Here is a 25,871-nt window from a genome sequence, read left to right as displayed (position 1 = left end):
CTCTCCTAGATTAAATCTGGATTTTTCTTTTCTTAGCACTGAGTTACTGTGCCACTAACGGTAGAGCGTCTCTGCACCATAGGCCAGTTCTAGCGACTCTCGCTCAACCTTGCGAAGCCCCTTAACCACCAAGCCATAGGAGCGGTCGGCCATGCGCTCAATCTCATAATCCGGCACTGTGCCATCCAACAACACGGTATTCCAGTGTTTCTTGTTCATATGGTACCCCGGAATAACACCGGAAAAGATATCCCTTAACGCCTGGGCTTCATCGGGGTCACACTTGAGATTACTGGCATCCACTCCGCGGTAACAGCTTAAGGTAGCAAACATGCGCCCCTTAATTTTAAATACCGCCACATCTGGACCAAAAGGAAAATCCTCAATAGCTTCCGGTCGTGACAGCAAGTACTTTCGCAAAGTGCCTTTTTGCATAATTACCAATCCAGGGATGAAGGCAGGCGCGGTGAAGACAGTAGTCGGGCAAAGCGCTGCCAACGCTCATCATTGGTTTGACTGCCTTCCTCTACATAGTCAGCAACCAGTTTCTTACCCCAATTGTAATTAATTACGTAGGCGCCATAAGCATCTACAAAGTCTTTGCGCTGCGCCGCCTTGGCTGGGCTCATCAGGGTGTACTTCTCGAATAGTGCGGGCACCTGTGCCCCATCAATTTCACCATCGATATATAGGCGTGCAATCTCATTACCGGCAAAGCCCAGCTTGTCCACCAGGGCCATTACCTGTTCATATTTATCCGCTGTTTGTGGGTCCAGGCCGGCCAGGGGATAGAGGACCTCCATTTCAAAACGGGTTTTCTCCTCGCCGGGAAAAGCCAGCTCAATCCCATAGTTTGCACTTCCCTCCGCGATCAGTGACTGGGGGCTAAACAGCGGGTAAACACTGTACTCAGCCCAGCCACGCCCCTTCACCAGCACTTGCTCCAACAAGGCGTTATAGGTGTGATGCCCCGGGTACCCCTCATGGCAGCCCAGGTCAATGGCTCTATCGATAGTGATCGGCAAGCCATTGTTCACTTGTATCAAGCTATGAGAGTTCCCTTTGTACCAGTTGTAGCCACTCCAGGGTTTGTCACTGACATACTCCAACACAAAGCTCTCGCTGTCCGGCAGGGAAATATACTGCTTGGTACGCGCACGGCACTCTTTAATCGCGGCATCGAATACCGGCTGTAATCGATCGGCGGGAATTTCATAAGTCTTGCGGAAACTGGCTACCCTCTCACTCAAGGGCTGCTCACCGGGCAGTAACGCCTCCAGTTCCCGCAGCATAGGCTCGAAACTTTCCAGATCCTGCTTCGGAGGATCTGTGTCATAGAGCTCCCTGGCTTCCTTGGCAAAGTTTCTCGGGCTCTCACCCGCCAGGCTACGGGCATGGAACACCAGGGCCAACAGCTGGGTCCTCAGGTAATGCATACGCAGGTTTTCTATAGACCCATCGCCGGCAACCACCTTCGGCAGCTCTGCCAGCAAGGATTCTCCTCGCCGGGCAATATCCACGGGACTCGCCTTGCTCTTAGCGGCGGTTTCACGCAGTTCCGCCGGACCATAATAGGCATCCACATAGCTATCGTCATGGTTACCCAGTTCGAGCACCAGGAGGACATAAGACTGGGCCAGTCTATCCATCGCACTGTCTCCACTACCGGATTTAGGCTTGATTGCGACCGAATAGTCTGCGCCATCCTCTACTGGCGCAGCTTTATTATCAGCGGCAGTTTGGCCATCACAAGCCCCAAGCAGCAGGGAAATAGCAAGTACTGGTAGAGCCTGTGCCAGTATTTTCAAATGCATAATTCTTATTTCTCTCACGTACATAAACAAAGGGGTTGGCGGGATATTACAGGGTTCAGGCCCCACCAGGACGGAGGGGCCCAATTACACAGAAAGCGCAAAAAAGTCTCAACCCTGGCGGCTGGGCTGCTGCTCTACCTCCCCCTCTCTGAGGGTACCGTTCCCCTCTTCATTCAGGGGCTCCCCCTCCCCATGAACTTCAAACTCATCGGCTACCGGTGTATTGCGCAACACCAGGAATCCAGCCACTCCGGCAATTACGGACGCCAACAGGATACCGGCCTTAGCCTGGATCAATAGCTCGTACTCAGAACTGAACGCCAGCTCGGCAATAAAGATCGACATAGTGAAGCCAATCCCCCCAAGAAGCGCAACACCAATAATGTGCTGGAAGTTAGCTGACTTGGGCAGCTTGCCCCAGCCCAGCTTCCAGCCGATCCAGGTAGCGCCAACAATACCCACGAGCTTGCCAATAACCAGACCGGCAATCACCCCCAGAGTGACAGGGTTTATTACAGCCGAGGAACTGGTAAAGCTATCAAATGGAATACCGGCATTGGCCAAGGCAAAAATGGGTATTATCACGAAGCCCACCGGTATGTGCAGGCGGGTTTCCATTCGCTGCAATGGCGACTGCGCCAGGTTGACGCCGTTGCCCAAGGCCATCACTCGGGCGCGCAACGCATCATTGGCAATAATTTTGTCTCCCGGGCGGAAGCAACGGTCAAAACTGCGAATAATGTCCTTCACAAAAGTACTAAAAGCTACCGGGTCATACTTGGGCTTGGCCGGCAGTGCCATTGCTGTAATTACCCCGGCAATAGTCGCGTGTACCCCCGCCAGGTAGAACTCGTACCAGAGCAGCACACCGACAAATACGTAGGCCGGAGAACTGCGAACCCCCGCAGCTTTTAGCAGCCACATAATGACTACCAGACAACCGGCCGCAATCAAAGCCGTGACATTCACCTGTTCGGTATACCAGATCGCAATAACCAGAATTGCGCCCAAGTCATCCACGATCGCAAGCGCTACCAGGAAAGTAACCACCGCACGGGGCACCCGATTCCCCAAGAGGGCAATACAACCAACTGCAAATGCAATATCCGTAGCCATGGGAATCCCCCAGCCCCGCTCAGCACCGCTCCCCGCATTGAAAGAGGCATAAATCAGCGCCGGCACCACCATACCGCCGATGGCCGCCATCACCGGAAGCACCGCCTGGCGGAGATCGGACAGCTCCCCCACCATAAATTCCCGTTTTAATTCCAAACCCACCAGAAAGAAGAAGATTGCCATCAGGCCATCATTGATCCAGTGATGCACGGAAAGCGAAAACTCCCAGTTACCAGCACTGAGGCTGATGGGCATATGGAGCAGGTGCTTGTAGGCTTCCTGTAAAGGGGAGTTAGCAATAATTAATGCCGCCAACGCGGATAGCATCAGCAAAATACCACTGCTGCTTTGGCGATGGATAAATTCTTCAAAGGGAGTAACCAGGCGTCCAAACGCACCCTCAAGTGGCGCCTCAAAGACTTTCCCCTTGCGAATTTTGAACTTATCCAGAACGCTTTTTGCCATCAGCTGACATCCTCCTAACTAAAGATTAGCCCCACAATTTCTGGCGCCACACTTCTACCTATTTGAGCCAGAGGTTAGCATGGGCACTGTATTCTTAACCATATAAACAGGATTGCATCGCTAAACATGACCCGATTGGATCAACTGCTCGTACAGAGAAAACTGGCCAACTCCCGCACCCATGCGAAAAAACTGATTGATGCCGGAAGAGTCATGGTGTCCGATGGGGGCATCCTCCAGCCGGCACGCAAGGCTGGGCAGAGCATCCCGGAAGATTGCGCCCTGGAAGTGACTCCCCTGCCTGAAGATCAGTATGTCTCCCGAGCGGGCCTGAAACTGGCCGCAATCCTCGACCAAACAGGGCTCAATCCCTCTGGCTGGCTCGCACTGGATGTGGGCTGCTCTACCGGTGGCTTTAGTGATTGCCTCCTTCAGCGCGGAGCAGCATCGGTAGTCGGTGTAGATGTAGGGCGAGACCAGTTGGCGCAAAAGTTACTGGACGACCCCCGTATGCACTTATTTGAAGGGATTAACGCACGCCACCTGGAGGCCTCCCAGATTGCGCCACACGGAGATATTGGCTTTGACGCCATCGTTATGGATGTCTCCTTTATTTCCCAGGCACTAATCCTGCCGCAGTTACCCGCTCTGCTAAAACCATCGGGACAGCTCTTAAGTCTGGTCAAACCCCAATTTGAAGTCGGCCCCGAAGGAATTGGTAAGGGAGGCTTGGTTCGAGATACAAAATACTACCCGGAAGTGCGCGAGCGTATCACTGCTTTATGTGAAGAGCTTGGGCTTGAAGTAAAAGAATATATTGACAGCCCAATAAAAGGTGGCGATGGCAACCGGGAATTTTTGCTCTGGGCAAATCTTCACCAAGCCTGAAACGCTCCTTTAATCTATCAAACCGCTTCCACAGCCAATAGCTCTTGGAAACAACAACTATTGGCTCCGTCTTTAATAAATAAATTAATCTACCTCTCTACACCACTGCTGGTGCTCCAATAACCAATACTCCCCTTCAGGCACCAAAGCATTAAATCTAAACGCAGCCCAAATCACATCGCTAAAAGTGACTCATCCACATTAAGAATGTGACCTCGCTATATATTTAATAAAAATCATTTTTTTCTATCACCATTTCTACATAGCTCCGTAACAACCCCTGCCTATGCTGCGCCCTGCAAACCCTTTAAGGATAATCATAATGAAAAGACTACTTATCATGGCGGCCTTATCCACTGCGACCCAGGCCGCTCCGCTGACAAACTACGAAGTAATTGATGGCGATACGGTTCACGGCTATGTCAATAACGAATACGTAAAAATACGTCTCAACTGCATTGATGCCCCAGAAACCAACCCCAATACCCAAGCCTATGGCCCCGAAGCCACACAAACCCTGAGCTATCTATTATCACTGGGATCTGTTGACTTCGAATCAACGGGGAAGGATATCTACGGTCGGGAAACAGGTTACCTCTATGTGAATGGCTACAGTATTAATCAGGAAATGGTTATACGGGGAGCTGCCTGGAATTATGAGTATTACTGCGGCAGTGAATTTGAGCTGGAACAGGAGTTTGCTTACTACTATGGCCTGGGACTGTGGTCTGATTCTGAAGCTAAAGATCCCTACTGCTTCCGCAAGAACTTGGACTATGATTACTGCTACTATAATCCAGAGAGCAATCTCATCTTAGACGATTAAAAGTAGCTGCTGAATTAAACTGAAATATCAGTTTAATTCAGCAATTAAAACGCCCCTGACTCAAGCATTACTCCAATATATTTCCTGTTTGGTAAAAGGATCTTGGTAAGAATCCTGACTGACCTTTTTTAATCCCAACTTTTCCAGGGACATTTCAGCTACATGCCTGTTGAACGATGAAACATGCCCCCCATTGAGATAGTGATCAATATCTACCCAAGACGCATGCTTAATTTCTTCAGTATCCGTTATTGAAATATCCCGACTCAATGCGGTCAACTCACAAACGAAATAGATATCCGTATAGCCATAATTCGTGGGAAATCGGGTCGCAAATCCCAGTACCGAGGAAAACTCGCAAGACACACCGGTTTCCTCATAAACTTCACGAATCACCGCATCGGCTATCTTTTCACCCAGGTCAACCGTTCCTCCCGGTAATTTCGGGCTGGATGATGTGTTGTGCCCCTGAACACACAGCAGCTGCCCATCACAATATACAAATCCTCCAACTCCAACGGTGTGGGTTGGAGAGAATGGAACATATGCATTGCCCTGTAGCTTAAGTACCAGCCTCGTAGCTGAATCCCGACAACTGTGAAATGTAAATCCGTGCTTCAAGAATATTGGTATAAACCGGGTTAGTGCATCTTGGAGAGTTACCCAGATTAACTTCCGCTTGTTAACCCTGGATACTTCAATAGTGGCAACCAATTCAATCAAGAATTGATTTTCTGTAGCAGAATAATCTTCCAGTTTTAACGTAACGCAATTAAATGAATCAACTGTATGATCAAGCATAAGTTATCCACCAAACACTTAAATGGCTCCATCACCATAAGTCATAGGTCAGGAATCAATCACTGTTACAAACCTCACCTCAAGTCCACAGTAACAGTTGGAAACCATTATTTGATCAGGTGCATTCCCTCGGTATTTGGGCGACTCAGTTCAAACCCGAACTTTTTATAGAGCTCGGGAACATCAGCCATCAAAGTGATATATGCTGAAGGGAGCGCTTCTCGATCCAGATATGACATAATATGTTCCATCACCTGGCGCCCCAAGCCTGCGCCCTGAAATCTTGGATCGACGGCGACATCCACTATCTCAAAATTTAACGCTCCATCACCTACTACCCTCCCCATGGCAATAGTTTCTGATTGCCTTTTTATATGAATACCGTACAAGCTATTTGGGAGACCTTTTTCCGCTGCTTTACGAGTTCTCGGGGTCAGGCCGGTTATCTCCCGCAACCTGAGAAAATCCTCAGTCGGCGCTACCTTCTCAATAATTGTGTACATATTTTGCTATAAAAAATAAAAAATGCTGCCAAATCTACTTAACGACGGGCTAGTCCAATAGGTAAAAAATCAAACCGGTGCTTATTGAACCTCTATCGCCACTTCAGTTTTTACCGAATTTGCAATAAAACACTGCTTGTGGGAAAGCTGGTGTATTTTTTCCAGCTGTTCTCGACTGGGCTGTTTGTCACCAGAAAAGTGGACCAAAGGACGTAAGGTTACTTTAGTCATAGCAATTCGACCATCTTCTCCTGCATCCATAATTCCAATGGCCTCATCACAGTATTCATCTACCACAAAACCCCGTTTGGCCGCGATTGAGAGAAAAAACAACATATGGCAGCTGGACAGAGCCGCTACAAAAGCTTCTTCTGGATCAACGTTTTCAACTACTGAATAGGGAATAGGTACAACATGGGGGGAAGAGGAGGCGGGGATGGATGCTCCACCATCAAATTGCCAGGTATGGGCGCGACTGTACTGGTTATCGGTGAAAATCTGTTCGTCGCGTTTCCAGACTACCGTTGAAGTATATTCGGACAATACTAGTCTCCCTCGACACAAGCCCCCTGCCCTGGGTGGAAAGGGTTCAAACTGGAATCCTCACCAGCCCAGCTTCAGCTAAGGGCCGGTGAGAGCTGTTTCAAGTGGCCTATCGCCTCCCAGAGCCGGTTACAAGCGCCACAAAAAACATTAGCTAGGCTGCGTCTACCTGCTCGTCAGTACGGGCAGCCATAATAAAGTCATTCTTGTGCAAGCCCTTGGCCTCGTGACTCCACCAGGTCACAGTGACCTTACCCCACTCAGTCAACAGTGCCGGGTGGTGCCCCACCTCTTCAGCAATAGCACCGACACGGTTGGTAAAGGCCAGAGCCTGCTTGAAATTACGAAACTTGAACACACGTTCCAGCTGCATGATTCCGTCACGGGTCATGGGTGTCCAATCGGGGATCTGTCGCAGCAACCCTGGCAGTTCGTCATCACTTACCAGCGGTGCATCGGCACGACAGGCTTCACATTGTTGTTGAGCTAGTTCGGTCATGAATCGGTCCTCAAAACCTTGTTTATTATCGGCTCAATTGGGCCGGCCTCACTCTAACCGCCCCCCTCAGACGACACAAGTACAGGGCTCAAAAACGCATTTTATCCGGTTTTAGCATCACAAAATGGAACGGCATGCTAAAAATATTGGACGATCTATAACCACCTGAGCCTTGGGTAGATATCGACACATCAAAACAGGGATTGTCATGAAACAGTTTGTCTTGTTACTACTCCTGGTAGCACTGGGAGCATGCGAGCGCCAGGAAGTAGATCGACAACGGATTCCCACGCCAGAAAAAGTTATCCTGGAGGAAATGCGCTCCGAGACAAATTTGGCATTTGATCAGCTTTGTCAGCAATTCATAGAGGGGCTGTGGAATCTATTTCCCTCCTGGGCAATCAGTGAAGGCTACTATGAAGCCGCCAAGAAGCTCCAGGTACCGGATAAGAATTATCGTGATTACCTTCTGGATTTTGCCCAAATTTATGAACGTAAATTTTCTGCTTTGGACAAAAAACAACTCAATATTAATTCCCGTAGTAATCTCGCTATCATTGAAAACTTCCTCCGGCGATTACAGTGGCAATATACAATCTTTAAGTCCTATCAATGGGATCCCTCCATTTATAATGTTTCTCATTCCTTTGCCCTGATCCTCAATACCAACTATGCCCCCCTTCTACAGCGGCTTCAAACTGTTAGCACCCGTATGCTGCAAGTGCCTGAGTACTACAAGGCCGCCAAGGAAGCGATCTATCGGCCAGCAGCACCGCAACTAGAGTTAGCGATTCAACAGAGTATGGGTTCACTGGAAGTCTTTGGTGAGGAACTGGAAAGTACGGTTCAAGAAAGTCAGATGCCTTCGGATGCAAAAGAGGTATTCCTGCAGCGAATGCAGAACTCTCGCAAAGCCATACAAGACTATATTTATTTCTTACAAAACCTGCAGAAAAAATTGACAAAGTCTGGAGAGTTTCGCGATTTTCGTATTGGTGAAAAACTCTACGAAGAAAAATTCCGGTTTGATATCAATATTGGAATGACTGCTGGTGAGTTATACCAACGTGCCATTGATGAAAAGCAGGTAACCCACGATAAAATGGCCAGACTGGCCGATCAACTCTGGCCGAAATACTTTCCCGACGCCCGCCCTCCCAATCGGCCACTGGAAAAAATCGAACGATTACTGAATAAGCTATCCCTGCACCACGCTACCAAAGAAACCTTTAAGAAAAAGGTGGAACAGCAAATCCCAGAGCTGGCGGAGTTCGTAACCGAAAAAAACCTGTTAAACCTGGATAAGGAAAAGCCTCTTGTCGTACGGACAACACCGCCTTATATGCAGGGCTTTGCGGTAGCCTCTATCAATGCACCGGGTCCCTATAATAAAGGTGCGAACACCTACTATAACGTAATGCCCATAGAGACCTATTCCAATCAACGGGCGGAGAGCTTATTGCGGGAATACAACGACTATATCCTGCAGATACTCAATATCCACGAAGCAATTCCCGGACATTACACTCAGCTGGTCTACGCCAACCAGTCCCCCAGCATCCTGAAAACTATTCTCGGCAATACCGCGATGATTGAAGGCTGGGCAGTCTATGCGGAACGCATGATGCTGGATGCTGGCTACGGTAATTTTTCCCCCGAACTTTGGCTGATGTACTACAAGTGGAATTTACGTACTATCACTAATACCATTTTGGATTATGAGGTACAGGTAAAAGGTATCGATCAAGCTGAGGCGATGAAGTTAATGGTCAGGGATGCCTTTCAGCAACAAGCTGAAGCAGAGGGTAAATGGCGCAGGGCGACCTTAAGCCAAGTGCAGCTCACCAGCTATTTTGCTGGCTTTACTGATATTTTGGCTCTGCGCGAGGAAATCAAAAAGAAAATGGGCAACAACTTTAGTCTCAAGGGGTTCCACGAGATGTTCCTGAGCTATGGTAGTGCACCTATACCAATTATTCGCGAATTGATGCTGGCGGACTTAGCCGAGCAAGGCAATAAATTCCAATAAAAAAGGCCCCTGTTGGGGCCTTTTCTTTAAATGGCGGAAGCGTTACACCTCACCTTCAGCAATCTTGGCTTTCCAGATCAGCGGGCCAGTGGTGTGTACTGACTCACCCTGGCTGTCTACAGCCACAGTTACCGGCATATCTTCTACTTCGAACTCGTAGATCGCTTCCATTCCCAGCTCGGGGAAGGCGATAACTTCGGAACCTTTAATCGCCTGGGCAACCAGATAAGCAGCGCCACCTACGGCCATCAGGTATACCGCTTTATTATCGCGTATCGCCTCAATCGCCATGGGACCGCGCTCCGCTTTACCGATCATCCCCGCCAAGCCGGTTTCTTCCAGCATCGTGCGAGTGAATTTATCCATACGGGTAGCGGTGGTTGGGCCAGCGGGGCCAACAACCTCATCGCGCACCGGATCTACCGGACCTACGTAGTAGATAAAGCGGCCGGTAAGGTCTACTGGCAACTTCTCGCCTTTAGCGAGGATATCTACCATTTTCTTGTGCGCCGCATCGCGACCAGTCAGCATCTTACCGTTCAGCAGCAGGGTCTCACCGGGCTGCCAGCTTTGGATATCTTCTGCAGTAATGGTATCCAGGTTTACCCGACGGGTATTGCTGCCCGCTTCGCGGGTAATTTCCGGCCAGTCTTCCAACTTAGGCGGAGTCTGGCGCGCGGGCCCGGAGCCATCCAGGGTAAAGTGGGTGTGACGGGTAGCCGCACAATTGGGGATGATCGCCACAGCCTTGTTGGCAGCGTGGGTAGGATAATCCTTGATCTTTACATCCAGCACAGTGGTCAGTCCGCCCAGGCCCTGGGCGCCGATGCCCAGTTTGTTGACGGAATCATAGAGTTCAAGGCGCAGCTCTTCAGCGCGGTTAGCAGCTCCGCGCTCTTGCAGCTCCTGAATATCGATGGGGTCGAGCAGAGACTCTTTGGCCAGCAGCATCGCTTTCTCAGCGGTACCACCGATACCAATACCCAGCATGCCGGGCGGACACCAGCCGGCGCCCATCTGCGGAACCATCTTCAACACCCAGTCAACCACCGAGTCAGATGGGTTCAGCATGGCAAATTTGGTTTTGGCTTCACTGCCGCCGCCTTTAGCTGCCACATAAACTTCTACGGTATCACCGGGAACGATTTCATAGTGAATCACCGCCGGGGTATTGTCCCCGGTATTCTTACGAGCACCATCTGGATCTTCCAGAATAGAGGCACGCAGCACGTTGCTGGCATTTTGATAGGCCCGGCGAACACCTTCGTTAACCATATCGGTAACGCTCATGTCCGCTTCCCAACGCACATTCATGCCCACTTTCAACTTCACGGTGACAATGCCGGTATCCTGACAGATTGGGCGGTGGCCCTCGGCACACATGCGTGAGTTGATCAGGATCTGGGCCATGGCGTCCTTGGCCGCCGGGTTGACCTCTTTCTCATAAGCCTTGTTCAGGGCCTGAATGAAGTCCTGTGGGTGGTAGTAAGAAATAAATTGCAGCGCATCGGCCACGCTGCCGATCAGATCATCCTGGCGGATAGTGGTCATTGCCAACTCCGATTAACGTCTCGAGGCCGGCGATTCTACACGAAATGTAGGGTTATTGACCCAGATATTCCCAGAAATCCCATTCACCTAAAGGGAAAATAGAATAAAAAAGGCGGACACCAGGTCCGCCTTTTTTAACTCAACCGGAAAATTACATGGATGAAGCTGTGGAATCACCGCTGGACTGCAGGGAGCGAATCGCATCGCGAAGCTGCACCAGATCCTTATTCACCGAACGGCGGTAAGCATCGATAGACTCTACCGCCTCTTCATTCGCACCGACACGCATGGTCAGGTCACTGCGCACTGAAGTCAGCTGGCGCTCCAGGCGTGCAAGCTTATCGGTCATCTCACGCTGGGAATCTGTATTGCCCTTGCGCAACTCTGCCAGCGAAGCCTCGACAGAAGCGATTTTCTTCACGCTGGACTCAAGACCGCTGAGCTTGGTACTGAGAGCAGCGACTTGCTTTTTGTTAGCCGCAACTGCTGTCTTATTTGCGGAGATACTCTTGCGGTTAGTGTCATAAGCAACACCCCACAGTTTGCGAATCTCCGAGGAGTTTTCCTTGGCTTTTGCATTCAGTACTTCAACCGATGCCGTAGATTCCTCATCGGAGAGGCTAAAGCGCTTCTCGAGTTCAGCAATACGGTTTTCCGCATCGGCAATACGAGTCTCTGCATTACTCAACAGGGTCCGGCTGTCCTGCCATTGCTGGTACAGGAAACCCGAGGCACCCAGGCCACCCATCGCCATAATCAGGGCGCATAGCCCCAAGAAAGAGAAACCACCCCGGCGCTCCTCCACGATCACCTGGGGCTCAGGTGAATCGTTCCTTACTTCCCTGGTAGTGAGATCCAGTGATGGTTCAAGAGCGGCGCTGCCGCCCAGTGTGGGCTCTTTGCGTTGCATGGTTCAATACACCCGATAACTGTGCTGATAAGTCCGATACCCGCCAGTTCTATGCTGTTCTTTCCGGTACCGTATTTTCAGGAATCTATAACACTAGAATCCATTCAGATTCGTCGAATTCTGCGGCAGTTATACCAAAAATTGACGAAAAAGTAAGCGGTCGTCAGTAATAATAGACGACAGTCGAATAGAGTTGACGACAAAAACTTCCCCCCTTGTGTTTGAGGAAATCGTCCCAACTTCCCCTAATCGATCGCGCCGGCTTAATTCTGAGATGCGGCACGTGTAGAATGCTCTCACCAATAACCCTCAGACAAAGGAAGGAAAACACCATGGCTTTCGAATTGCCCGAACTCCCCTACGCTAAGAACGCCCTGGCACCACACATCTCCGAAGAGACTTTGGAGTACCACTACGGCAAACATCATAAAACCTACGTAGACAAACTGAACGGTCTGCTGGAAGGCACCGCTGACGCTGACAAGTCCCTTGAAGACGTCATCAAGTCCTCTTCCGGTGGTGTGTTCAACAACGCAGCCCAGGTTTGGAACCACACTTTCTACTGGAACTGCCTGAGCCCTAACGGTGGCGGTGAAGCCACTGGCGCTATTGCAGAGGCTATCAATGCCGCCTTCGGTAGTTTTGACCAGTTCAAGGAAGCATTCACCACCAGCGCTGTGAACAACTTCGGCTCCGGCTGGACCTGGCTGGTAAAAAATGCTGACGGCTCAGTCGCTATTGTTAATACTTCCAACGCGGCAACCCCGCTGACCGAAGAAGGCGTTACTCCCCTGCTGACCTGCGATGTTTGGGAGCATGCTTACTACATCGACTACCGCAATCTGCGCCCGAAGTACATGGAAGCTTTCTGGGCCCTGGTGAACTGGGAGTTTGTAAACCAGAACTTCGCTTAATCCCGAAGTCACCAGAAAAAGCGGGCCATGTGCCCGCTTTTTTGATTTCTTTATTGCTCTCCCCCCAGCCAAAAGCTCCCCACCACTGGCCAAATGCTGCTCCAATCAGCACAATACATGCTGATCTGCACTACTGATCCCGCATAAAGATTGGGGGATTTAGGCAGCCAACCTAAAGAATGCCACTTAAGTGGCACAAATTAGCAACGAAGAACCGAACACTGGGAATATGCTCATGAAGTTGAAACCAACCCTGATCGCAGCCGCCATAAGCGCGCTGGTAATCAGCGGCTGTGACCGCGGCGCCCCGAACACCGCCGAGCAGAGTGCAACCGCTACAGCCACGGAAAGCAGTGCGACTCAAGAGGTCGCAGGAAAAGTGGACCCAGCCGCAGTCAAACGCGTTAACCAGATGTTCGAGGACTTCTTCCAGGAGCACCTTGCTCGCAGCCCCGAATACAAAACTTTCCTGGGTAAAAAGGAAGACTACGATAAGTGGGACGACCTCTCTCCAGAATTTGTCAAAGAAACCCTGGAGATCGACAAGCGCCAGCTGGCTGAACTGAATAAAATTGACCCTTCCAATCTGGATGACGCCACACGCTTGAGCCTACGCCTGGCAAAGCGCAATTGGCAGCAGGATATTGACGGCTACAAGTGGCGTAACCACGGCTACCCTGTCAACCAGATGTATGCCACCCATACCAGCGCTGCGTCTCTGCTGATCAGCCAACATCGCATTGATGATGTCAGCGATGCAGAGGCCTATATTGCTCGCTTGAATGGCATGCCCAAGTATTTCTCCCAACTGCAAGAGCAACTGAAGGCAAACGCTGCAGTCGGCACCATCGTACCCAAGTTCGTATTCCCCTACGTTATCAGCGACTCCCGCAACCTGATCACCGGTGCACCATTTAACGGTGAGAAAGACAGCCCTCTGTTTGCCGACTTTAAAGGCAAGGTAGAAAAGCTGGAAATCAGCGAAGATCAAAAGAAATCACTGATCGAAAAAGCCAGCCAGGCCCTGACTGAAAGTGCCGGCCCCGCTTACGAAAAATTGATCAGCTACCTGCAAGAACTGGAGAAAAAAGCCACTACAGACGACGGTGCCTGGAAACTGGCTGATGGCGAAGAATTCTATAAATTCCGCCTCGGTGTTTACACTACTACGGATATGACTGCCGATGAGATCCACCAAACCGGTCTCAAGGAAGTTGCCCGCATTCACGACGAAATGCGCGAGATTATGCGCAAGGTTAAGTTCGAAGGTAACTTGCAGGAATTCTTCGAGTTCATGCGTACCGACAAGCAGTTCTACTACCCCACTACTGAGGAAGGTAAAGCGGAGTACCTGGAAAAGGCCACCGCAATTATCGACACCATGAAGGGCCGCCTGGATGAACTGTTTATCACCAAGCCCAAAGCCGATCTGGATGTGAGAGCGGTAGAACCCTTCCGCGAGAAATCCGCCGGCAAAGCTTTCTACCAGCGCCCCGCTCCCGATGGCTCGCGCCCCGGCATCTACTACGCCAATCTGTACAATATGGAAGATATGCCGTCTTACCAGATGGAAGCACTGGCCTACCACGAAGGTATCCCCGGCCACCATATGCAGCTCTCTATCGCCCAGGAATTAGAGGATATTCCCAAGTTCCGTAAATACGGCGGTTACACTGCTTATACCGAAGGCTGGGGCCTCTACTCCGAGCTGGTACCCAAGGAACTAGGCTTCTACGAAGACCCCTACTCTGACTTCGGACGCCTGGCTATGGAACTGTGGCGCGCTGGCCGACTGGTTGTAGACACCGGCCTCCACGCTAAGAAATGGACTCGCGAGCAGGCGATCGACTATCTCGTAGAGAACACCCCGAACCCGAAAGGCGATGTAGTCAAAGCAATCGAACGTTATATCGTAATGCCTGGCCAAGCCACCGCCTATAAAATCGGCATGCTGAAAATTGTTGAGCTGCGTGAAAAATCAAAAAATGAATTGGGCGACAAGTTCGATGTCCGCGGTTTCCACGACACTATTCTCGCCAATGGTTCAGTACCCCTGGATGTATTGGAAGAGCTGGTTAACGAGTGGGTAGCCAAGGTGAAAACCCAACAGTAATTACTAGAAAGACAGGCAGCTATTACGCGCCTGTCTTTTCTTTTATTATCGCCAGTAAAATACCGCAAAGACAAAACTCTTGCATTAATTTTACAACTGGATAATTACTGTTTAATCACAAAAACCCGGAATCCAATCTTGAGTTTTCGGGTTTTTTATTGAGTAAACACCACTCAAAAATATACCTGGCTCCAAGCCCCCACTCTTGCTAAATGCCACAAACGCCCTTCTATTACACAACTTACGCTTAGCCCCTCCCTTGTCGTGCAATAGCACCAAAATAAAACCTACTCTGTATTTCTCCACACCAAATAAGTGCACCACACTTAATTGCTATAGTTTTTTATCCAAAAACCCAAATTATGGGATGTATCTACAAAAAAAAGTCCATTGATCGTAAAAATAATGATAAAAAAGAAAAAGCTACTCTTTGAACGCAAGGATTGTACTCATGAAGTTAAAATTAACTCTGATTGCAGCGGCGGTAAGCTCACTCGTTCTCACTGGCTGCAACGACAGTACCAACAATGAGATCACACAGAAGATTGCCGCTCCACAGGAGGGCACTTTAGACCCAGCAGTGTCCTCCAAAATCAATAAAAAAGAGAGCGAGGCCAGCAAAAAGGTCAACCAGATATTCGATAATTTCTTTCAGGAGCATCTCAACCGCAACCCTGAGTTTAAAACTTTCCTGGGAATAAAAGAGGATTACGGTAAGTGGAACGACCTATCACCGGAATTTGCACAAGAAACACATGAAATTAACAAGCGTCAATTAGAGGAATTAAACAAAATTGACCCCGCCACACTGGATCGAGCCACCCAACTGAACCTGCGCTTGGCTAAGCGAACTGTGCAACAGGAGGTCGAGGCATATCAATGGCGGAATCACAATTACCCTATCAACCAAATGTTCGCCACCCATACCGGGGCTGCTTCAACACTTATTAGTCAACACCGTATTGACAACATAAGGGATGCCGAAGCCTATATTTCCCGCTTAAATAGAATTCCCCAGTATTTCTTACAACTGCAGAATCAGCTAGAAGAAAGTGCCAAAGCTGGCACTATTATTCCAAAATTTGTTTTCCCCTATATTATTAGCGATGCACAAAACCTTATCAACGGAGCACCATTTGACAGGAAAAAAGACAGCCCGCTATTTGCCGATTTCAAGCAAAAGTTAGAGAATCTGAGCATCAGTAGCGAAAAGAAAAAATCCCTGACTGACAAGGCGAAAAAAGCACTAAAAGAAAGAACTGGTCCCGCCTATCAAGAATTGATCGACTACTTGCAGGAACTGGAAATACGCGCAACCACTGATGATGGCGCCTGGAAACTGGCACATGGCAATGACTTTTATGACTTTCGCCTCGGCTTTTATACCTCTACAGGTATGACTGCCGACGAAATTCATAGAATCGGCCTTGAAGAAGTAACACGCATCCATAATGAAATGCGCGAAATTATGCGCAAAGTAAAATTCGAAGGTAAATTAAAGAACTTCTTCGAATTCATGCGTACAGATAAGCAGTTCTATTACCCAACTACTGAAGAGGGCAAAGCTGAGTATCTGAAGAAGGCTACAGCCATTATCGATACCATGAAAGGAAGGTTGGACGAGCTATTTACCACAAAACCCAAAGCGGATCTCGATGTGAGAGCGGTTGAACCTTTCCGGGAAAAATCCGCCGGTAAAGCTTTTTACCTGCAAGCTGCCCCCGATGGTTCTCGCCCAGGTATTTACTATGCCAATCTCTATAACATGGACGATATGCCCAGCTATCAGATGGAAGCACTGGCATACCACGAGGGCATACCCGGCCATCATATGCAGCTCTCTATCACCCAGGAACTGCAAGACATCCCCAAATTCCGCAAATATGGGCGCTATACCGCCTATACCGAGGGCTGGGGTCTTTACTCTGAAATGGTGCCGAAAGAAATGGGACTCTACCAGGATCCCTACTCAGATTTTGGACGCCTGGCTATGGAGTTGTGGCGAGCGGCTCGTCTAGTTGTAGATACTGGAATTCACGCTAAGAAGTGGACCCGCGAGCAAGCCATACAATACCTCATGGAGAATACCCCAAATCCTGAAGGCGATGTCATTAAAGCGATCGAGCGTTATATCGTCATGCCCGGCCAGGCAACCGCTTACAAAATTGGCATGTTAAAAATTTTGGAGTTGCGTGAAAAAGCCAAAACAGAACTAGGGGATCACTTTGACATTCGCCAATTCCACAATGCAGTTCTAGCCAACGGTCCAGTACCACTGGATGTCCTGGAGGAAATTATTGACGAGTGGATAGAAAAAACAAAAACTCCAAAAGTATAGCTGTCAGGCTAAAACAGCATTAAAAAGGCCACCATCTGTGGCCTTTTTATTGGAGTTAATAGTGAACACCTAACAAGTCGAAGGACAAATAAACACGGGAATATGCAACATGCTTTGTTTACCTGCATCTTACACACACAGCCCTATAGCTTAAGTTTGAATGCCGTAAAACTAACAGCGCCCAGTATGTAGAATGAGCTTACCTCTTAGGTATCAAATGGCTTAGCGACACTATGCTCAGTTGGCTGCGGGGTTATAGTCATAACTTTTACTCCCGCTGGCGTTTCGAACCGGTGCCACACACCTTTTGGTATAACCAATATTTGCCCAGCTGATAAATCGTTACGTTTCTCTTCACCCCTTATGAGAAGAATTAGAGTCGTTGCCCCACCTACAACTTGAACAAACTCATCTCCACTGGTGTGCCTTTCCCATTCGCTATTTCCTGAATAGTGTGCTACATATATTCCACCATCCCTATACTCGGACAATAGGGAAAAAGTATCTTTAGCTTCCTCATCCGTTGTTTCAGGAGTTCTTCCATTTAAAAATTTAACTCTGGAAAATCCATCATCTATTGTAATAGCTTTTGATTTCGGCACTTACTAACCCCTTACAAATACCACTCTTACCTAAAATCATATGCTCTTGGCATCTTCACCTTTTCTAGTGGTAAAGATGCTCAAAACTATCGAGCTACACTTTTGACACTCTCACAACCAAATGGTCAGCGATAGTGAACCCTAACCCTCCTTGACTGCTATCCACTGATCTACCTGCTGCTCTAACACAGCCAATGGTAAAGCTCCATTCGTGAGAATTACATTGTGGAATTGACGGATATCAAACTTGCTACCAAGCGCTTCTTTGGCACGCTCACGCAACTCAAGAATCTTCAGCATACCGGTTTTATAGGCCAGCGCCTGTCCGGGCCAAACCATATATCGCTCAATTTCAGTAGTAACTTCCGTTTCAGTCATACCGGTCTTTTCCAGCATATACTCAATAGCTTGTTCGCGACTCCAGCGCTTGTAATGTATCCCGGTATCAACAACCAAGCGCACTGCCCGGAACATCTCAGCCTGCAATCGACCTAAATCATCATAAGGGTTTTCCTGAAAACCGGCTTCTTTGGCAAGCTTCTCGGAATATAGTGCCCACCCCTCGGAGTAAGCATTGAACAATCCCATTTTACGGAAGGTCGGCACACCCTCTAATTCTTGCGCTATTGCCAACTGAAAGTGATGTCCAGGCACGGCTTCATGATATGCCAGGGTACGCATACCAAATTTCTTGGTCTCATAAACATCGCGCAGGTTTGCATAAAATACACCGGGACGAGACCCATCCATGGCCGGAGGGTTATAGTAGGCCCCCGCAGAGCCCTGCTCCTTAAATTCAGGTACTCGACGAACCTCAACACCCATTTTAGGCTTTAAATCAAAGTAATCATCAAGTCCAGCATCAATCTCATCAATCATTGCCTGGTAGTCAGCAATAATTCTCTCCCGTCCCAAATCAGAATCTTCATAAAGAAATTGAGGGTCATTATTCAATGCAGAAAAGCGCTCACTAATAGTGCCGCTGGTTCTACCAATCGATGCGAAAATTTCAGTCATTTCCGCTTCAATCCTTGCCACCTCTTCCAAACCAGTACGGTGAAGCTCTGCCGGTGCAATATCTGTACTGGTAAAGTTACGCACCTGATAGGCATAGTAGGCATCGCCATCTGGCAAAGCCCAAACGCCATTATTTTCCACAACTTTTAATTGAAGCGTATCAAAATAATCTATTAACCCCTGATACGCGGTGTAGACTTGTGTTTCAATGAGTAGCTCGCCCTGACTGAGAATATGATCCTGCTCCTGCTTATCCAGGTTTTCAATTTTACTAAGACGCTCTAGCAGGGAGGTGTAAAGTATATTTTCTTTCGCCGGTACTGCGATAAAACCCCGCATTTCTTCTAAAACGCTATCAATAACAAATCTCGGGGGCAGGATATTTTTCTCTTCCCGTATCTTCAAACTATCCAATAACTGGTCAAATTTACGGTCAACCTCTCCCAGGCGGGACAGGTAATAGTCGGCTTCTTTTATATTGTTAATCTGGTGAACTTCGGCGAGAAACTCCGGCAATCTATTCTGTTCTCCAGACATTTGATTAAGTGGATAATCGTGATATCTCCAGCGCTCAACCCCTGCCTTTATACTGAGGAGATGATCGAGTACATCATAGGAAATGGCCTGCTGTCCACCCAGGCTGGCTCGATCATAACTGCGCAGTACCGCCAGCTCACTCTTCATTATTTCAATAACACGCAATTGCTCTTCTTGAGATATGTCATCGAGGTGTGCGTTGTGTCCATCGATTCCAAACTGTTCCAGAACCCTAATTTGTGACAGCATTTCAGGGCTAGTACTTCCGATCTTTAGAAATACCCGCTCAAAAAACACATCGATAGACCAGGGTTTGAAATAAACTGCATTCACTAAAAAAGCAGAAACTGCCAAAACCCCCAAAAAGAATAAGCCGCCAAACCATTTGGCAATTTTCTTAATCATTATATTTCTCCAGATTATCTAACGGTAATTCTGGCCCGGTATGCGGGTTGCCACAATGCTCCGGATTAATAATTCCGATAAACCGATTAGCGCAGAGGCCAAACTGAAATCGACCTGCAATTCACATCTATTTAATCGGCGATATAAAGTCACTGGGCTTCAGGGCCAGCAGTGAACAACTGACTTTTTGTAATATATTCTCGGCAGTATTCCCCATGATAAACCCGGGGATTCCCGCCCGCCCCACAGTTCCCATGACCAGCAAGTCAAGCTGCTTTTCATCAATCAACAACGGGATAAAATTATCCGGGTGGGCAACCACATGGTGAATAAGCATTTCCCCCTCAATTCCGGATGCACGTATCAAGACATCAAGCTTTGAACGATGCTGGGCGCGAGCTGATTCTGTGGCCTCATCCAATTCCTCCTCAGAGGCACTCAGGGGAAAATGCCGGCGCAGATACTCATCGATATCAAAGTCCCAGCAAGAAATGATATTGAGTACCCCGCTGCAGCTATCCGCGAGTACCCGCGACCAGCGCAACAGCCGAATTGCCAGGTCGTAAGTACTGCCATCCTCGCACTCAGGATCTATCGCTACCGCCACTTGTATCTTGCTGTGAGTTTGCTTGATAGGTCGGCACAACCATACCGGGCAGGGGCACTTTCGCAGCAAGTCCATATCCATTGCTTTGAAGCCCTTAAGTTGATTGCGCCCTTCGACATTCTTGATCACCAGATCGTAGCCTTCGGCTAACACCCGCCGAATCACCCGCTCGGCAGGGCGAACCCCACAATCTGACTCAATCTCCAGGTTGGTCCTTTCCTTGGCCAGGTCCATATGAGCACGGGCCGACTCGATTTCACTCCTGACTCGATCCAGCATTGTCCTCACACAGAGGCGACTAAACTCCTCAAACCCCTCAGGAACCTTCGGACATACCAGCAGCACTTTAATCTCAGCCTGGTGATTGCGCGCCACCGCAAAAGCCTGCATCAAACCCTCACTCTCATTTTCAGCAGCATGGCTGACGTACAGGATTTTATGAATGTTTGGCATGACAATGCCCTCAACCAAAGATATTTGGAATTAAACAGGGGCAAAAAGCCCGCAAATCCACTCGCTGCTTAAGATTGTTATCGTCGGCAGAGCAGATTTCACAAAGAAATAGATAAGTAGAATAGAGGCAAATCGAGGCGAAGTGAGTGAAAACTAATCTTGTGAATCAAGAGGACACTATCAGGGAGAACAACCGCGCTCGATTGAACTCAGGAAACCAGTGCAAATCGTTCTGGGCCCGTATAGAAATCAGATATCCAAAACCTGTTTCACAAAAGGAATGGTGATCTTGCGCTTGGCCATGAGTGAAGCCCGATCCAATTCCTCCAGGCACAGGAACAGCGCTCGTGTATCCCTCGGCGCACGGTGCAATATGTACTGAGCCACATCTTCCGGCAGATCAAAGCCACGCAAGCGGCTGCGGCGGCGCAGGGCGGCAACTTTATCGCTGTCATTCAGGGTTTTGAGCTGGAACACCAGAGACCAATGCAGGCGGGACTGCAAATCGGCTAGAGCAATATCCATTCCGCGGGGAGATTTGCGGGCTCCCATCAACAATTGCCTACCGCCATCCTTGACCCGGTTATAGAGATGGAAAATAGCGGTCTGCCACTCGGGCTGTCCCTCCAGCAGATGGACATCATCAATGCAAACAAGATCGAGCCGCTCGAGTCCGTCGAGAATAACGGCAGGGTCCATGGCCATCAGGTCTGCTAGTGGAAGATAGTGAAAAGATCGGCCATTGGCCTCTGCACACTGACAGGCAGACTGAAGCAGGTGACTGATACCACTGCCGGCCTCACCCCAGATATAAATCACAGATTCGGGATTCTCACCACTGGCAAAAGACTGCAATAACGCAACTACCTGACGATTTGGATCTGAGTCCGACAGGTAGAAGTTATCAAAGGTGGCATCATCCCGCAGGGACACCCCCAGCGGCAATTGTTGCGGAATACTCATCTCAATCCCAGTGATAGCGCAACGGATTATCAGCGCTGCCCAAGGGGGAACGGTATCCATTCAGGTTAATGGCATCCCCGTCCGCTTGTGCCCGCAATTTATGGTTTAGAGCCAGAGTATCACGCAGATTGCTCAACCCCACTGAAGTGACCAGTGCCAGGCGCATACGGTCTCCCTCAACAGAAAGCAGATTGGCGCTGCTGACCTGTGCCAACCCCTGCATGTAGCCAGATGCCTTCGCATAGTCAGCGAAACTATCGATGCCGGACAGCTCAACAATCACAGCACCCAGCTGATTGTCCTGCCCATTCGGTAACACCGCATAGCGCTGGGCGAGAATATTGGCCAATTGATTGACTCCGCGCAGAGCAACCTCCTCCAGGGAGCCACCGGTTGTATCGAAAGCATAGCTTCGGCCGCCGTGAACCAGCAGCCAATCCGCCTGCCAGCGATGACCAGAAGCCTGAAGCACCCGCCCCATTAATGTAGCATCGGGACTGTAGCGAAAACCCGCTTGCTCAGCTGCCTGCTCATCCTGGGCCCAGAGGGCACCCAGCGGCATATTGCGCTGATCATTGAGGTCCATTACCGGAAAATCCAAAGGGACACCGCGCTCGATAGCCATTGCCTCGAGGACAGAAAAGAGTTCAGGGGTAACTTCTTCACTTAGCGCACTGCGGCCCTCCTGCAGGGTATCTACCGCCAGCCAGACCAGGGTGCCGGGGCGATTATTAGGCCACATTGGCAAATTCAATTGATTGACTTGTCGGGAGATCGCTTGGGGATCAAAGGAGAGATGCAGGTAGAGCTGGTTGTCCTCACGGGTATAGCGATACCCCTGAACAAACTGTTGGGCATTTTTTAATACGGACTGCACATTTGGGTTACTGCCGACAGCGGCATCTCCCGTAACACGCACGAATACCCGTTCCAGGCCGCGACTTCCGGCTGCTGCACGATCCGTGGCTCCGCGACTCGACACAGCCTCGACAACTTCGTACAAATCCGAGATGACTCGAGCCTGGACCGGAAGGGCTAGGACACTGATAACCAGAGCCAGCAACTGCAACACCAATCCCTGCCGGAGCAGCTTGTGCATAGGACTTCTCTCCAAACCTCTTATTTTCCGCCCCTGAGCTTGCAGAATTTATTATCGATGTGCAAGGCGCCAGATTTTAGGGCGGACTAAAAATTGCGGCTATTGTATCAGCGTCAGACGTTTCTCTCAGCCCCGAGTTCTCACTATCGGAGTGATTTCACAGTTCAAATGGCGAGAAAATGCCGAAATCCCCCTTTGAGATGCCGTCTGGGCGTGGCTACCGAGGCAAGACCCAGATAGAATACGCGCCCTTCGAATACCCACCGCAGGAAGAATCATGAGCGATTCCAAGCCGCAATCTACGCAAACATCCCTTTCTTATAAAGATGCCGGTGTCGATATCGATGCAGGTAATGCATTGGTAGAGCGCATCAAAAATGTCGCCAAACGCACATCCCGTCCCGAGGTAATGGGTGGACTGGGAGGATTCGGCGCCCTGTGTGAACTCCCAAGTGGCTATAAAGAGCCAGTCCTGGTTTCCGGCACTGATGGCGTGGGTACCAAATTGCGCCTGGCGATGGATCTGGGTATCCACGACACCATCGGTATCGACCTGGTCGCCATGTGTGTCAACGATCTGATTGTCGCCGGTGCCGAGCCACTCTTCTTCCTCGACTACTACGCAACTGGCAAACTGAATGTCGATATTGCTGCAGAAGTCGTTACCGGTATTGGCAAAGGCTGCGAGCTGTCAGGCTGTGCACTGGTTGGCGGCGAAACCGCAGAAATGCCCGGCATGTACGAGGGAGATGACTACGACCTGGCAGGCTTCTGTACCGGTGTTGTAGAAAAATCCGAAATCATCGACGGCAGCAAGGTTAAAGCTGGCGACGTATTGATCGGCCTGGCCTCCAGCGGCCCACATTCCAATGGTTACTCCCTGATCCGCAAGGTTCTCGAAGTCAGCGATGCCGACCTCCAGCAGAATATCGGTGGTGAAACCCTGGCCAAAGCCTTGATGGCCCCGACTCGTATCTACGTTAAAAACCTGCTGCAATTAATGAAGACCTGCCAGGTAAACGCACTCAGCCATATCACCGGTGGCGGCTTACTGGAAAACCTGCCCCGCGTACTGCCCGAAGGCTGCAGCGCATGTATAGATGTCACCAGTTGGGAAATGCCCCCCGTATTTAACTGGCTGCGCGACGCAGGCAATATCGATAGCCGCGAGATGTACCGCACCTTTAACTGCGGCGTTGGTATGGTAATTTGCGTGCCTGAAGAGCAGTCCGAGCTGGCCCTGGCAACCCTTAAGCAACTGGGCGAAGACGCCTTTGTTGTCGGCACCATCGAAGATGCCAAAGAAGGGGCAGAAGCTGTAGAGCTGGCGGGGCTGTAATGTCTTGTAGAGTTGCCGTATTGATCTCCGGCAGTGGCAGCAATCTGCAAGCACTGCTGGATGCCGCTGCGCAGGTAGATGCGCCCTTTTCCGTGAGCACAGTTGTCAGCAATAAGGCAGACGCCTACGGATTGACTCGTGCAGAACAGGCAGGCGTTCCAACCTCTGTGGTGAATCACCGCAATTACTCCAGCAGAGAGACCTTCGATCACGCCTTGATCGAAGAGATCGACAAGTGCAAACCAGACCTGGTTGTACTGGCTGGGTTTATGCGTATTTTGACGCCCGACTTTGTGCGCCACTACAGCGGCCGCCTGATCAATATCCACCCTTCCCTATTGCCCAAATACCAGGGCCTGCATACCCACAAGCGGGCGCTGGAAGCCGGGGACAAAGAACACGGCGTAACCGTGCATTTTGTCACCGAGGAACTCGATGGCGGCCCACCTATCGTCCAAGCCATTGTTCCTGTAAAGGAAGGAGACACTCCAGAGCTGCTGGCAAAGCGAGTGCAGATTCAAGAACACATCATTTACCCCATGGCGGTTACCTGGTTTGCCCAGCAACGCCTGCAAATGGCTGATGATCGAGTTCGGTTTGATGGTGAATTATTACCCCATCACGGGGTGCAAGTTTCCGCATAAAACCAACCCTTGTTAGCTGGCAGGGTAAAAGTCCTTCAATGTACTTTGCGCGCCTCGCCAGCTAGTATTCAAGAGGGTTCAGTTTTTTGTGGGATATCACAGTGCGCCTTCTTTCTACTTTTCTGTTTCTTTTTTTGATAACCGGCCAAGCAATTGCCGCTGAGCTGGAACCTTTCAAAGCCACCTACGCTGCCCGATTTAACGGGATCAGTATTACCGCCACCCGGGAATTATCCGGCCAGGATGGAAACTGGCGCCTGGATTTTGATAGCAGCGCTCTATTCGCCAGTATTAAAGAATACTCTCGTTTTACCAGCCAGGGCGGCCATATTACACCCCATCATTACGAGTATCGCCGCAAAGGCCTAGGCCGTGACCGCACCACCGCCCTCAACTTCGAACCCTCAAAAGGTTTGGTCCTCAACGTCCACAACCCAGAACGGAACCTTGAAGATGCGCCGCCAAATATTCTCGATAAAGTGAGCTACCAAATCCAACTGGCGCTGGACATCGCCGCAGGAAAAACAGACCTGCAGTACAAAGTTGCCGATGGCAAAAAAATCCGCGACTACAAATTCAATCAGGTTGGCACTGAAACCTTAAAAACGCCCCTGGGTCCGGTGGAGACAATTAAAGTCGCTCGGGTGAGAAGTAAGGACTCAGGGAGAGAGACAACTGTCTGGATCGCGCCTCAATGGAACTACGCTCTGGTGAAACTTATTCAAAGAGAAGAAAATGGCAAAAGATATCAAATCAACCTGACAAATTTATCCATCAACGGAGAAAAAGTCGCTGCCAGCCAATAAATGGCCACATTTTCGAGTAATGAAAAAAAATCCGTCGACTTGGATAGCTTTTTGTCCCCATTGTCTTTATAAAGTCACTCCTCTCCCTC

23 protein-coding genes are annotated in these 25,871 nt (G+C 49.6%); 9 read left to right on the top strand and 14 right to left on the bottom strand.

Features of this window, described 5'->3' with window-relative positions; all coding sequences use genetic code 11:
* Positions 1-54: 54 nt before the first annotated feature.
* From BTJ40_RS06040 to nhaA, 3 genes are all read right to left on the bottom strand, one after another.
* Complete coding sequence (locus BTJ40_RS06040; protein WP_108732240.1) at positions 55-435, bottom strand: MmcQ/YjbR family DNA-binding protein; 381 nt, start codon at positions 433-435, stop codon at positions 55-57.
* Positions 436-437: 2 nt separating this feature from the next.
* The gene (locus BTJ40_RS06035; protein WP_108732239.1) at positions 438-1,814 is read right to left on the bottom strand and encodes a hypothetical protein; all 1,377 of its coding nucleotides are present in this window, start codon (positions 1,812-1,814) and stop codon (positions 438-440) included.
* A gap of 108 nt (positions 1,815-1,922) precedes the next feature.
* Positions 1,923-3,395, bottom strand: coding sequence for a Na+/H+ antiporter NhaA (gene nhaA, locus BTJ40_RS06030; RefSeq protein WP_108732238.1), 1,473 nt, complete (start codon positions 3,393-3,395; stop codon positions 1,923-1,925).
* Between the two features lie 126 nt (positions 3,396-3,521).
* Here nhaA and BTJ40_RS06025 point away from each other — a divergent pair, with 126 nt between their 5' ends.
* Positions 3,522-4,283, top strand: coding sequence for a TlyA family RNA methyltransferase (locus tag BTJ40_RS06025; protein ID WP_108732237.1), 762 nt, complete (start codon positions 3,522-3,524; stop codon positions 4,281-4,283).
* A 322-nt stretch (positions 4,284-4,605) separates the two neighbouring features.
* Positions 4,606-5,109: a thermonuclease family protein gene (locus BTJ40_RS06020; protein ID WP_157953912.1), complete on the top strand. Its 504-nt coding sequence runs from the start codon at positions 4,606-4,608 to the stop codon at positions 5,107-5,109.
* A 60-nt stretch (positions 5,110-5,169) separates the two neighbouring features.
* Here the strand turns inward: BTJ40_RS06020 and BTJ40_RS06015 are convergent, their stop codons facing one another.
* From BTJ40_RS06015 to BTJ40_RS06000, 4 genes are all read right to left on the bottom strand, one after another.
* On the bottom strand, positions 5,170-5,910 hold the full coding sequence (locus BTJ40_RS06015) for an NUDIX domain-containing protein (RefSeq protein ID WP_108732235.1): 741 nt from the start codon (positions 5,908-5,910) through the stop codon (positions 5,170-5,172).
* Positions 5,911-6,017: 107 nt separating this feature from the next.
* Positions 6,018-6,413, bottom strand: coding sequence for a GNAT family N-acetyltransferase (locus tag BTJ40_RS06010; protein ID WP_108732234.1), 396 nt, complete (start codon positions 6,411-6,413; stop codon positions 6,018-6,020).
* A gap of 81 nt (positions 6,414-6,494) precedes the next feature.
* Complete coding sequence (locus BTJ40_RS06005) at positions 6,495-6,956, bottom strand: OsmC family protein (protein ID WP_108732233.1); 462 nt, start codon at positions 6,954-6,956, stop codon at positions 6,495-6,497.
* 154 nt (positions 6,957-7,110) lie between these two features.
* Positions 7,111-7,455, bottom strand: a complete 345-nt coding sequence (locus tag BTJ40_RS06000; RefSeq protein ID WP_108732232.1) for a 4a-hydroxytetrahydrobiopterin dehydratase — start codon at positions 7,453-7,455, stop codon at positions 7,111-7,113.
* A 208-nt stretch (positions 7,456-7,663) separates the two neighbouring features.
* On the opposite strand from BTJ40_RS06000, the gene BTJ40_RS05995 reads away from it, so the two are divergent.
* A complete protein-coding gene (locus BTJ40_RS05995) occupies positions 7,664-9,484 on the top strand; it encodes a DUF885 domain-containing protein (RefSeq protein ID WP_108732231.1) in 1,821 nt (606 codons plus the stop codon).
* Between the two features lie 42 nt (positions 9,485-9,526).
* Here the strand turns inward: BTJ40_RS05995 and BTJ40_RS05990 are convergent, their stop codons facing one another.
* Together BTJ40_RS05990 and BTJ40_RS05985 are read right to left on the bottom strand one after the other, a co-directional pair.
* The gene (locus tag BTJ40_RS05990; protein ID WP_108732230.1) at positions 9,527-11,035 is read right to left on the bottom strand and encodes a fumarate hydratase; all 1,509 of its coding nucleotides are present in this window, start codon (positions 11,033-11,035) and stop codon (positions 9,527-9,529) included.
* A 151-nt stretch (positions 11,036-11,186) separates the two neighbouring features.
* Positions 11,187-11,945: a hypothetical protein gene (locus tag BTJ40_RS05985; protein ID WP_108732229.1), complete on the bottom strand. Its 759-nt coding sequence runs from the start codon at positions 11,943-11,945 to the stop codon at positions 11,187-11,189.
* A 332-nt stretch (positions 11,946-12,277) separates the two neighbouring features.
* Between BTJ40_RS05985 and sodB the strand changes: the two genes are divergently transcribed.
* The 3 genes from sodB to BTJ40_RS05970 all read left to right on the top strand — a co-directional run bounded on the left by sodB (position 12,278) and on the right by BTJ40_RS05970 (position 17,310).
* Positions 12,278-12,859, top strand: a complete 582-nt coding sequence (gene sodB, locus BTJ40_RS05980; RefSeq protein ID WP_108732228.1) for a superoxide dismutase [Fe] — start codon at positions 12,278-12,280, stop codon at positions 12,857-12,859.
* Between the two features lie 235 nt (positions 12,860-13,094).
* Complete coding sequence (locus BTJ40_RS05975) at positions 13,095-14,972, top strand: DUF885 family protein (protein WP_108732227.1); 1,878 nt, start codon at positions 13,095-13,097, stop codon at positions 14,970-14,972.
* Positions 14,973-15,423: 451 nt separating this feature from the next.
* Entirely contained in the window at positions 15,424-17,310 is a 1,887-nt protein-coding gene (locus BTJ40_RS05970; RefSeq protein WP_108732226.1) for a DUF885 family protein, read from the top strand.
* Between the two features lie 206 nt (positions 17,311-17,516).
* Here the strand turns inward: BTJ40_RS05970 and BTJ40_RS05965 are convergent, their stop codons facing one another.
* The 5 genes from BTJ40_RS05965 to BTJ40_RS05945 form a co-directional block, all read right to left on the bottom strand.
* Entirely contained in the window at positions 17,517-17,912 is a 396-nt protein-coding gene (locus tag BTJ40_RS05965; protein ID WP_108732225.1) for a cupin domain-containing protein, read from the bottom strand.
* Positions 17,913-18,053: 141 nt separating this feature from the next.
* The gene (locus BTJ40_RS05960; RefSeq protein ID WP_108732224.1) at positions 18,054-19,871 is read right to left on the bottom strand and encodes a DUF885 family protein; all 1,818 of its coding nucleotides are present in this window, start codon (positions 19,869-19,871) and stop codon (positions 18,054-18,056) included.
* A 127-nt stretch (positions 19,872-19,998) separates the two neighbouring features.
* Complete coding sequence (locus BTJ40_RS05955) at positions 19,999-20,931, bottom strand: universal stress protein (RefSeq protein WP_108732223.1); 933 nt, start codon at positions 20,929-20,931, stop codon at positions 19,999-20,001.
* Between the two features lie 249 nt (positions 20,932-21,180).
* Positions 21,181-21,894 carry a DnaA regulatory inactivator Hda gene (gene hda, locus BTJ40_RS05950; protein ID WP_108732222.1) on the bottom strand — a complete coding sequence of 238 codons (714 nt, stop codon included), beginning with the start codon at positions 21,892-21,894 and terminating at the stop codon, positions 21,181-21,183.
* 1 nt (position 21,895) lies between these two features.
* Positions 21,896-22,993 (bottom strand): DUF2066 domain-containing protein, encoded by a 1,098-nt coding sequence (locus BTJ40_RS05945; RefSeq protein WP_108732221.1) that lies wholly within the window; start codon positions 22,991-22,993, stop codon positions 21,896-21,898.
* 277 nt (positions 22,994-23,270) lie between these two features.
* On the opposite strand from BTJ40_RS05945, the gene purM reads away from it, so the two are divergent.
* The 3 genes from purM to BTJ40_RS05930 all read left to right on the top strand — a co-directional run bounded on the left by purM (position 23,271) and on the right by BTJ40_RS05930 (position 25,782).
* A complete protein-coding gene (gene purM, locus BTJ40_RS05940; protein WP_108732220.1) occupies positions 23,271-24,332 on the top strand; it encodes a phosphoribosylformylglycinamidine cyclo-ligase in 1,062 nt (353 codons plus the stop codon).
* The gene (purN, locus tag BTJ40_RS05935; protein WP_108732219.1) at positions 24,332-24,976 is read left to right on the top strand and encodes a phosphoribosylglycinamide formyltransferase; all 645 of its coding nucleotides are present in this window, start codon (positions 24,332-24,334) and stop codon (positions 24,974-24,976) included. The genes purM and purN overlap by 1 nt, the downstream gene beginning before the upstream one ends.
* Before the next feature lie 101 nt (positions 24,977-25,077).
* Complete coding sequence (locus BTJ40_RS05930) at positions 25,078-25,782, top strand: DUF3108 domain-containing protein (RefSeq protein ID WP_108735189.1); 705 nt, start codon at positions 25,078-25,080, stop codon at positions 25,780-25,782.
* The last annotated feature ends 89 nt before the right edge of the window (positions 25,783-25,871 follow it).

This window comes from Microbulbifer sp. A4B17, assembly GCF_003076275.1.
GTDB lineage: Bacteria > Pseudomonadota > Gammaproteobacteria > Pseudomonadales > Cellvibrionaceae > Microbulbifer.
Note: the sequence above shows the minus strand (reverse complement) of the source record. Positions and strands in the feature narration are given on the sequence as shown.

What these genes read in the sequence shown, in the direction of transcription:
- BTJ40_RS06035 (WP_108732239.1), bottom strand. Translation starts at nt 1,814, where the DNA reads ATGCATTTGAAAATACTGGCACAGGCTCTACCAGTACTTGCTATTTCC.
- BTJ40_RS05955 (WP_108732223.1), bottom strand. Translation starts at nt 20,931, where the DNA reads ATGCCAAACATTCATAAAATCCTGTACGTCAGCCATGCTGCTGAAAAT.
- BTJ40_RS05960 (WP_108732224.1), bottom strand. Translation starts at nt 19,871, where the DNA reads ATGATTAAGAAAATTGCCAAATGGTTTGGCGGCTTATTCTTTTTGGGG.
- BTJ40_RS06000 (WP_108732232.1), bottom strand. Translation starts at nt 7,455, where the DNA reads ATGACCGAACTAGCTCAACAACAATGTGAAGCCTGTCGTGCCGATGCA.
- BTJ40_RS06040 (WP_108732240.1), bottom strand. Translation starts at nt 435, where the DNA reads ATGCAAAAAGGCACTTTGCGAAAGTACTTGCTGTCACGACCGGAAGCT.
- BTJ40_RS05945 (WP_108732221.1), bottom strand. Translation starts at nt 22,993, where the DNA reads ATGCACAAGCTGCTCCGGCAGGGATTGGTGTTGCAGTTGCTGGCTCTG.
- BTJ40_RS06020 (WP_157953912.1), top strand. Translation starts at nt 4,606, where the DNA reads ATGAAAAGACTACTTATCATGGCGGCCTTATCCACTGCGACCCAGGCC.
- purM (WP_108732220.1), top strand. Translation starts at nt 23,271, where the DNA reads ATGAGCGATTCCAAGCCGCAATCTACGCAAACATCCCTTTCTTATAAA.
- hda (WP_108732222.1), bottom strand. Translation starts at nt 21,894, where the DNA reads ATGAGTATTCCGCAACAATTGCCGCTGGGGGTGTCCCTGCGGGATGAT.
- BTJ40_RS06010 (WP_108732234.1), bottom strand. Translation starts at nt 6,413, where the DNA reads ATGTACACAATTATTGAGAAGGTAGCGCCGACTGAGGATTTTCTCAGG.
- BTJ40_RS05975 (WP_108732227.1), top strand. Translation starts at nt 13,095, where the DNA reads ATGAAGTTGAAACCAACCCTGATCGCAGCCGCCATAAGCGCGCTGGTA.
- sodB (WP_108732228.1), top strand. Translation starts at nt 12,278, where the DNA reads ATGGCTTTCGAATTGCCCGAACTCCCCTACGCTAAGAACGCCCTGGCA.
- BTJ40_RS05985 (WP_108732229.1), bottom strand. Translation starts at nt 11,945, where the DNA reads ATGCAACGCAAAGAGCCCACACTGGGCGGCAGCGCCGCTCTTGAACCA.
- nhaA (WP_108732238.1), bottom strand. Translation starts at nt 3,395, where the DNA reads ATGGCAAAAAGCGTTCTGGATAAGTTCAAAATTCGCAAGGGGAAAGTC.
- BTJ40_RS05995 (WP_108732231.1), top strand. Translation starts at nt 7,664, where the DNA reads ATGAAACAGTTTGTCTTGTTACTACTCCTGGTAGCACTGGGAGCATGC.
- BTJ40_RS05990 (WP_108732230.1), bottom strand. Translation starts at nt 11,035, where the DNA reads ATGACCACTATCCGCCAGGATGATCTGATCGGCAGCGTGGCCGATGCG.
- purN (WP_108732219.1), top strand. Translation starts at nt 24,332, where the DNA reads ATGTCTTGTAGAGTTGCCGTATTGATCTCCGGCAGTGGCAGCAATCTG.
- BTJ40_RS06025 (WP_108732237.1), top strand. Translation starts at nt 3,522, where the DNA reads ATGACCCGATTGGATCAACTGCTCGTACAGAGAAAACTGGCCAACTCC.
- BTJ40_RS06015 (WP_108732235.1), bottom strand. Translation starts at nt 5,910, where the DNA reads ATGCTTGATCATACAGTTGATTCATTTAATTGCGTTACGTTAAAACTG.
- BTJ40_RS05970 (WP_108732226.1), top strand. Translation starts at nt 15,424, where the DNA reads ATGAAGTTAAAATTAACTCTGATTGCAGCGGCGGTAAGCTCACTCGTT.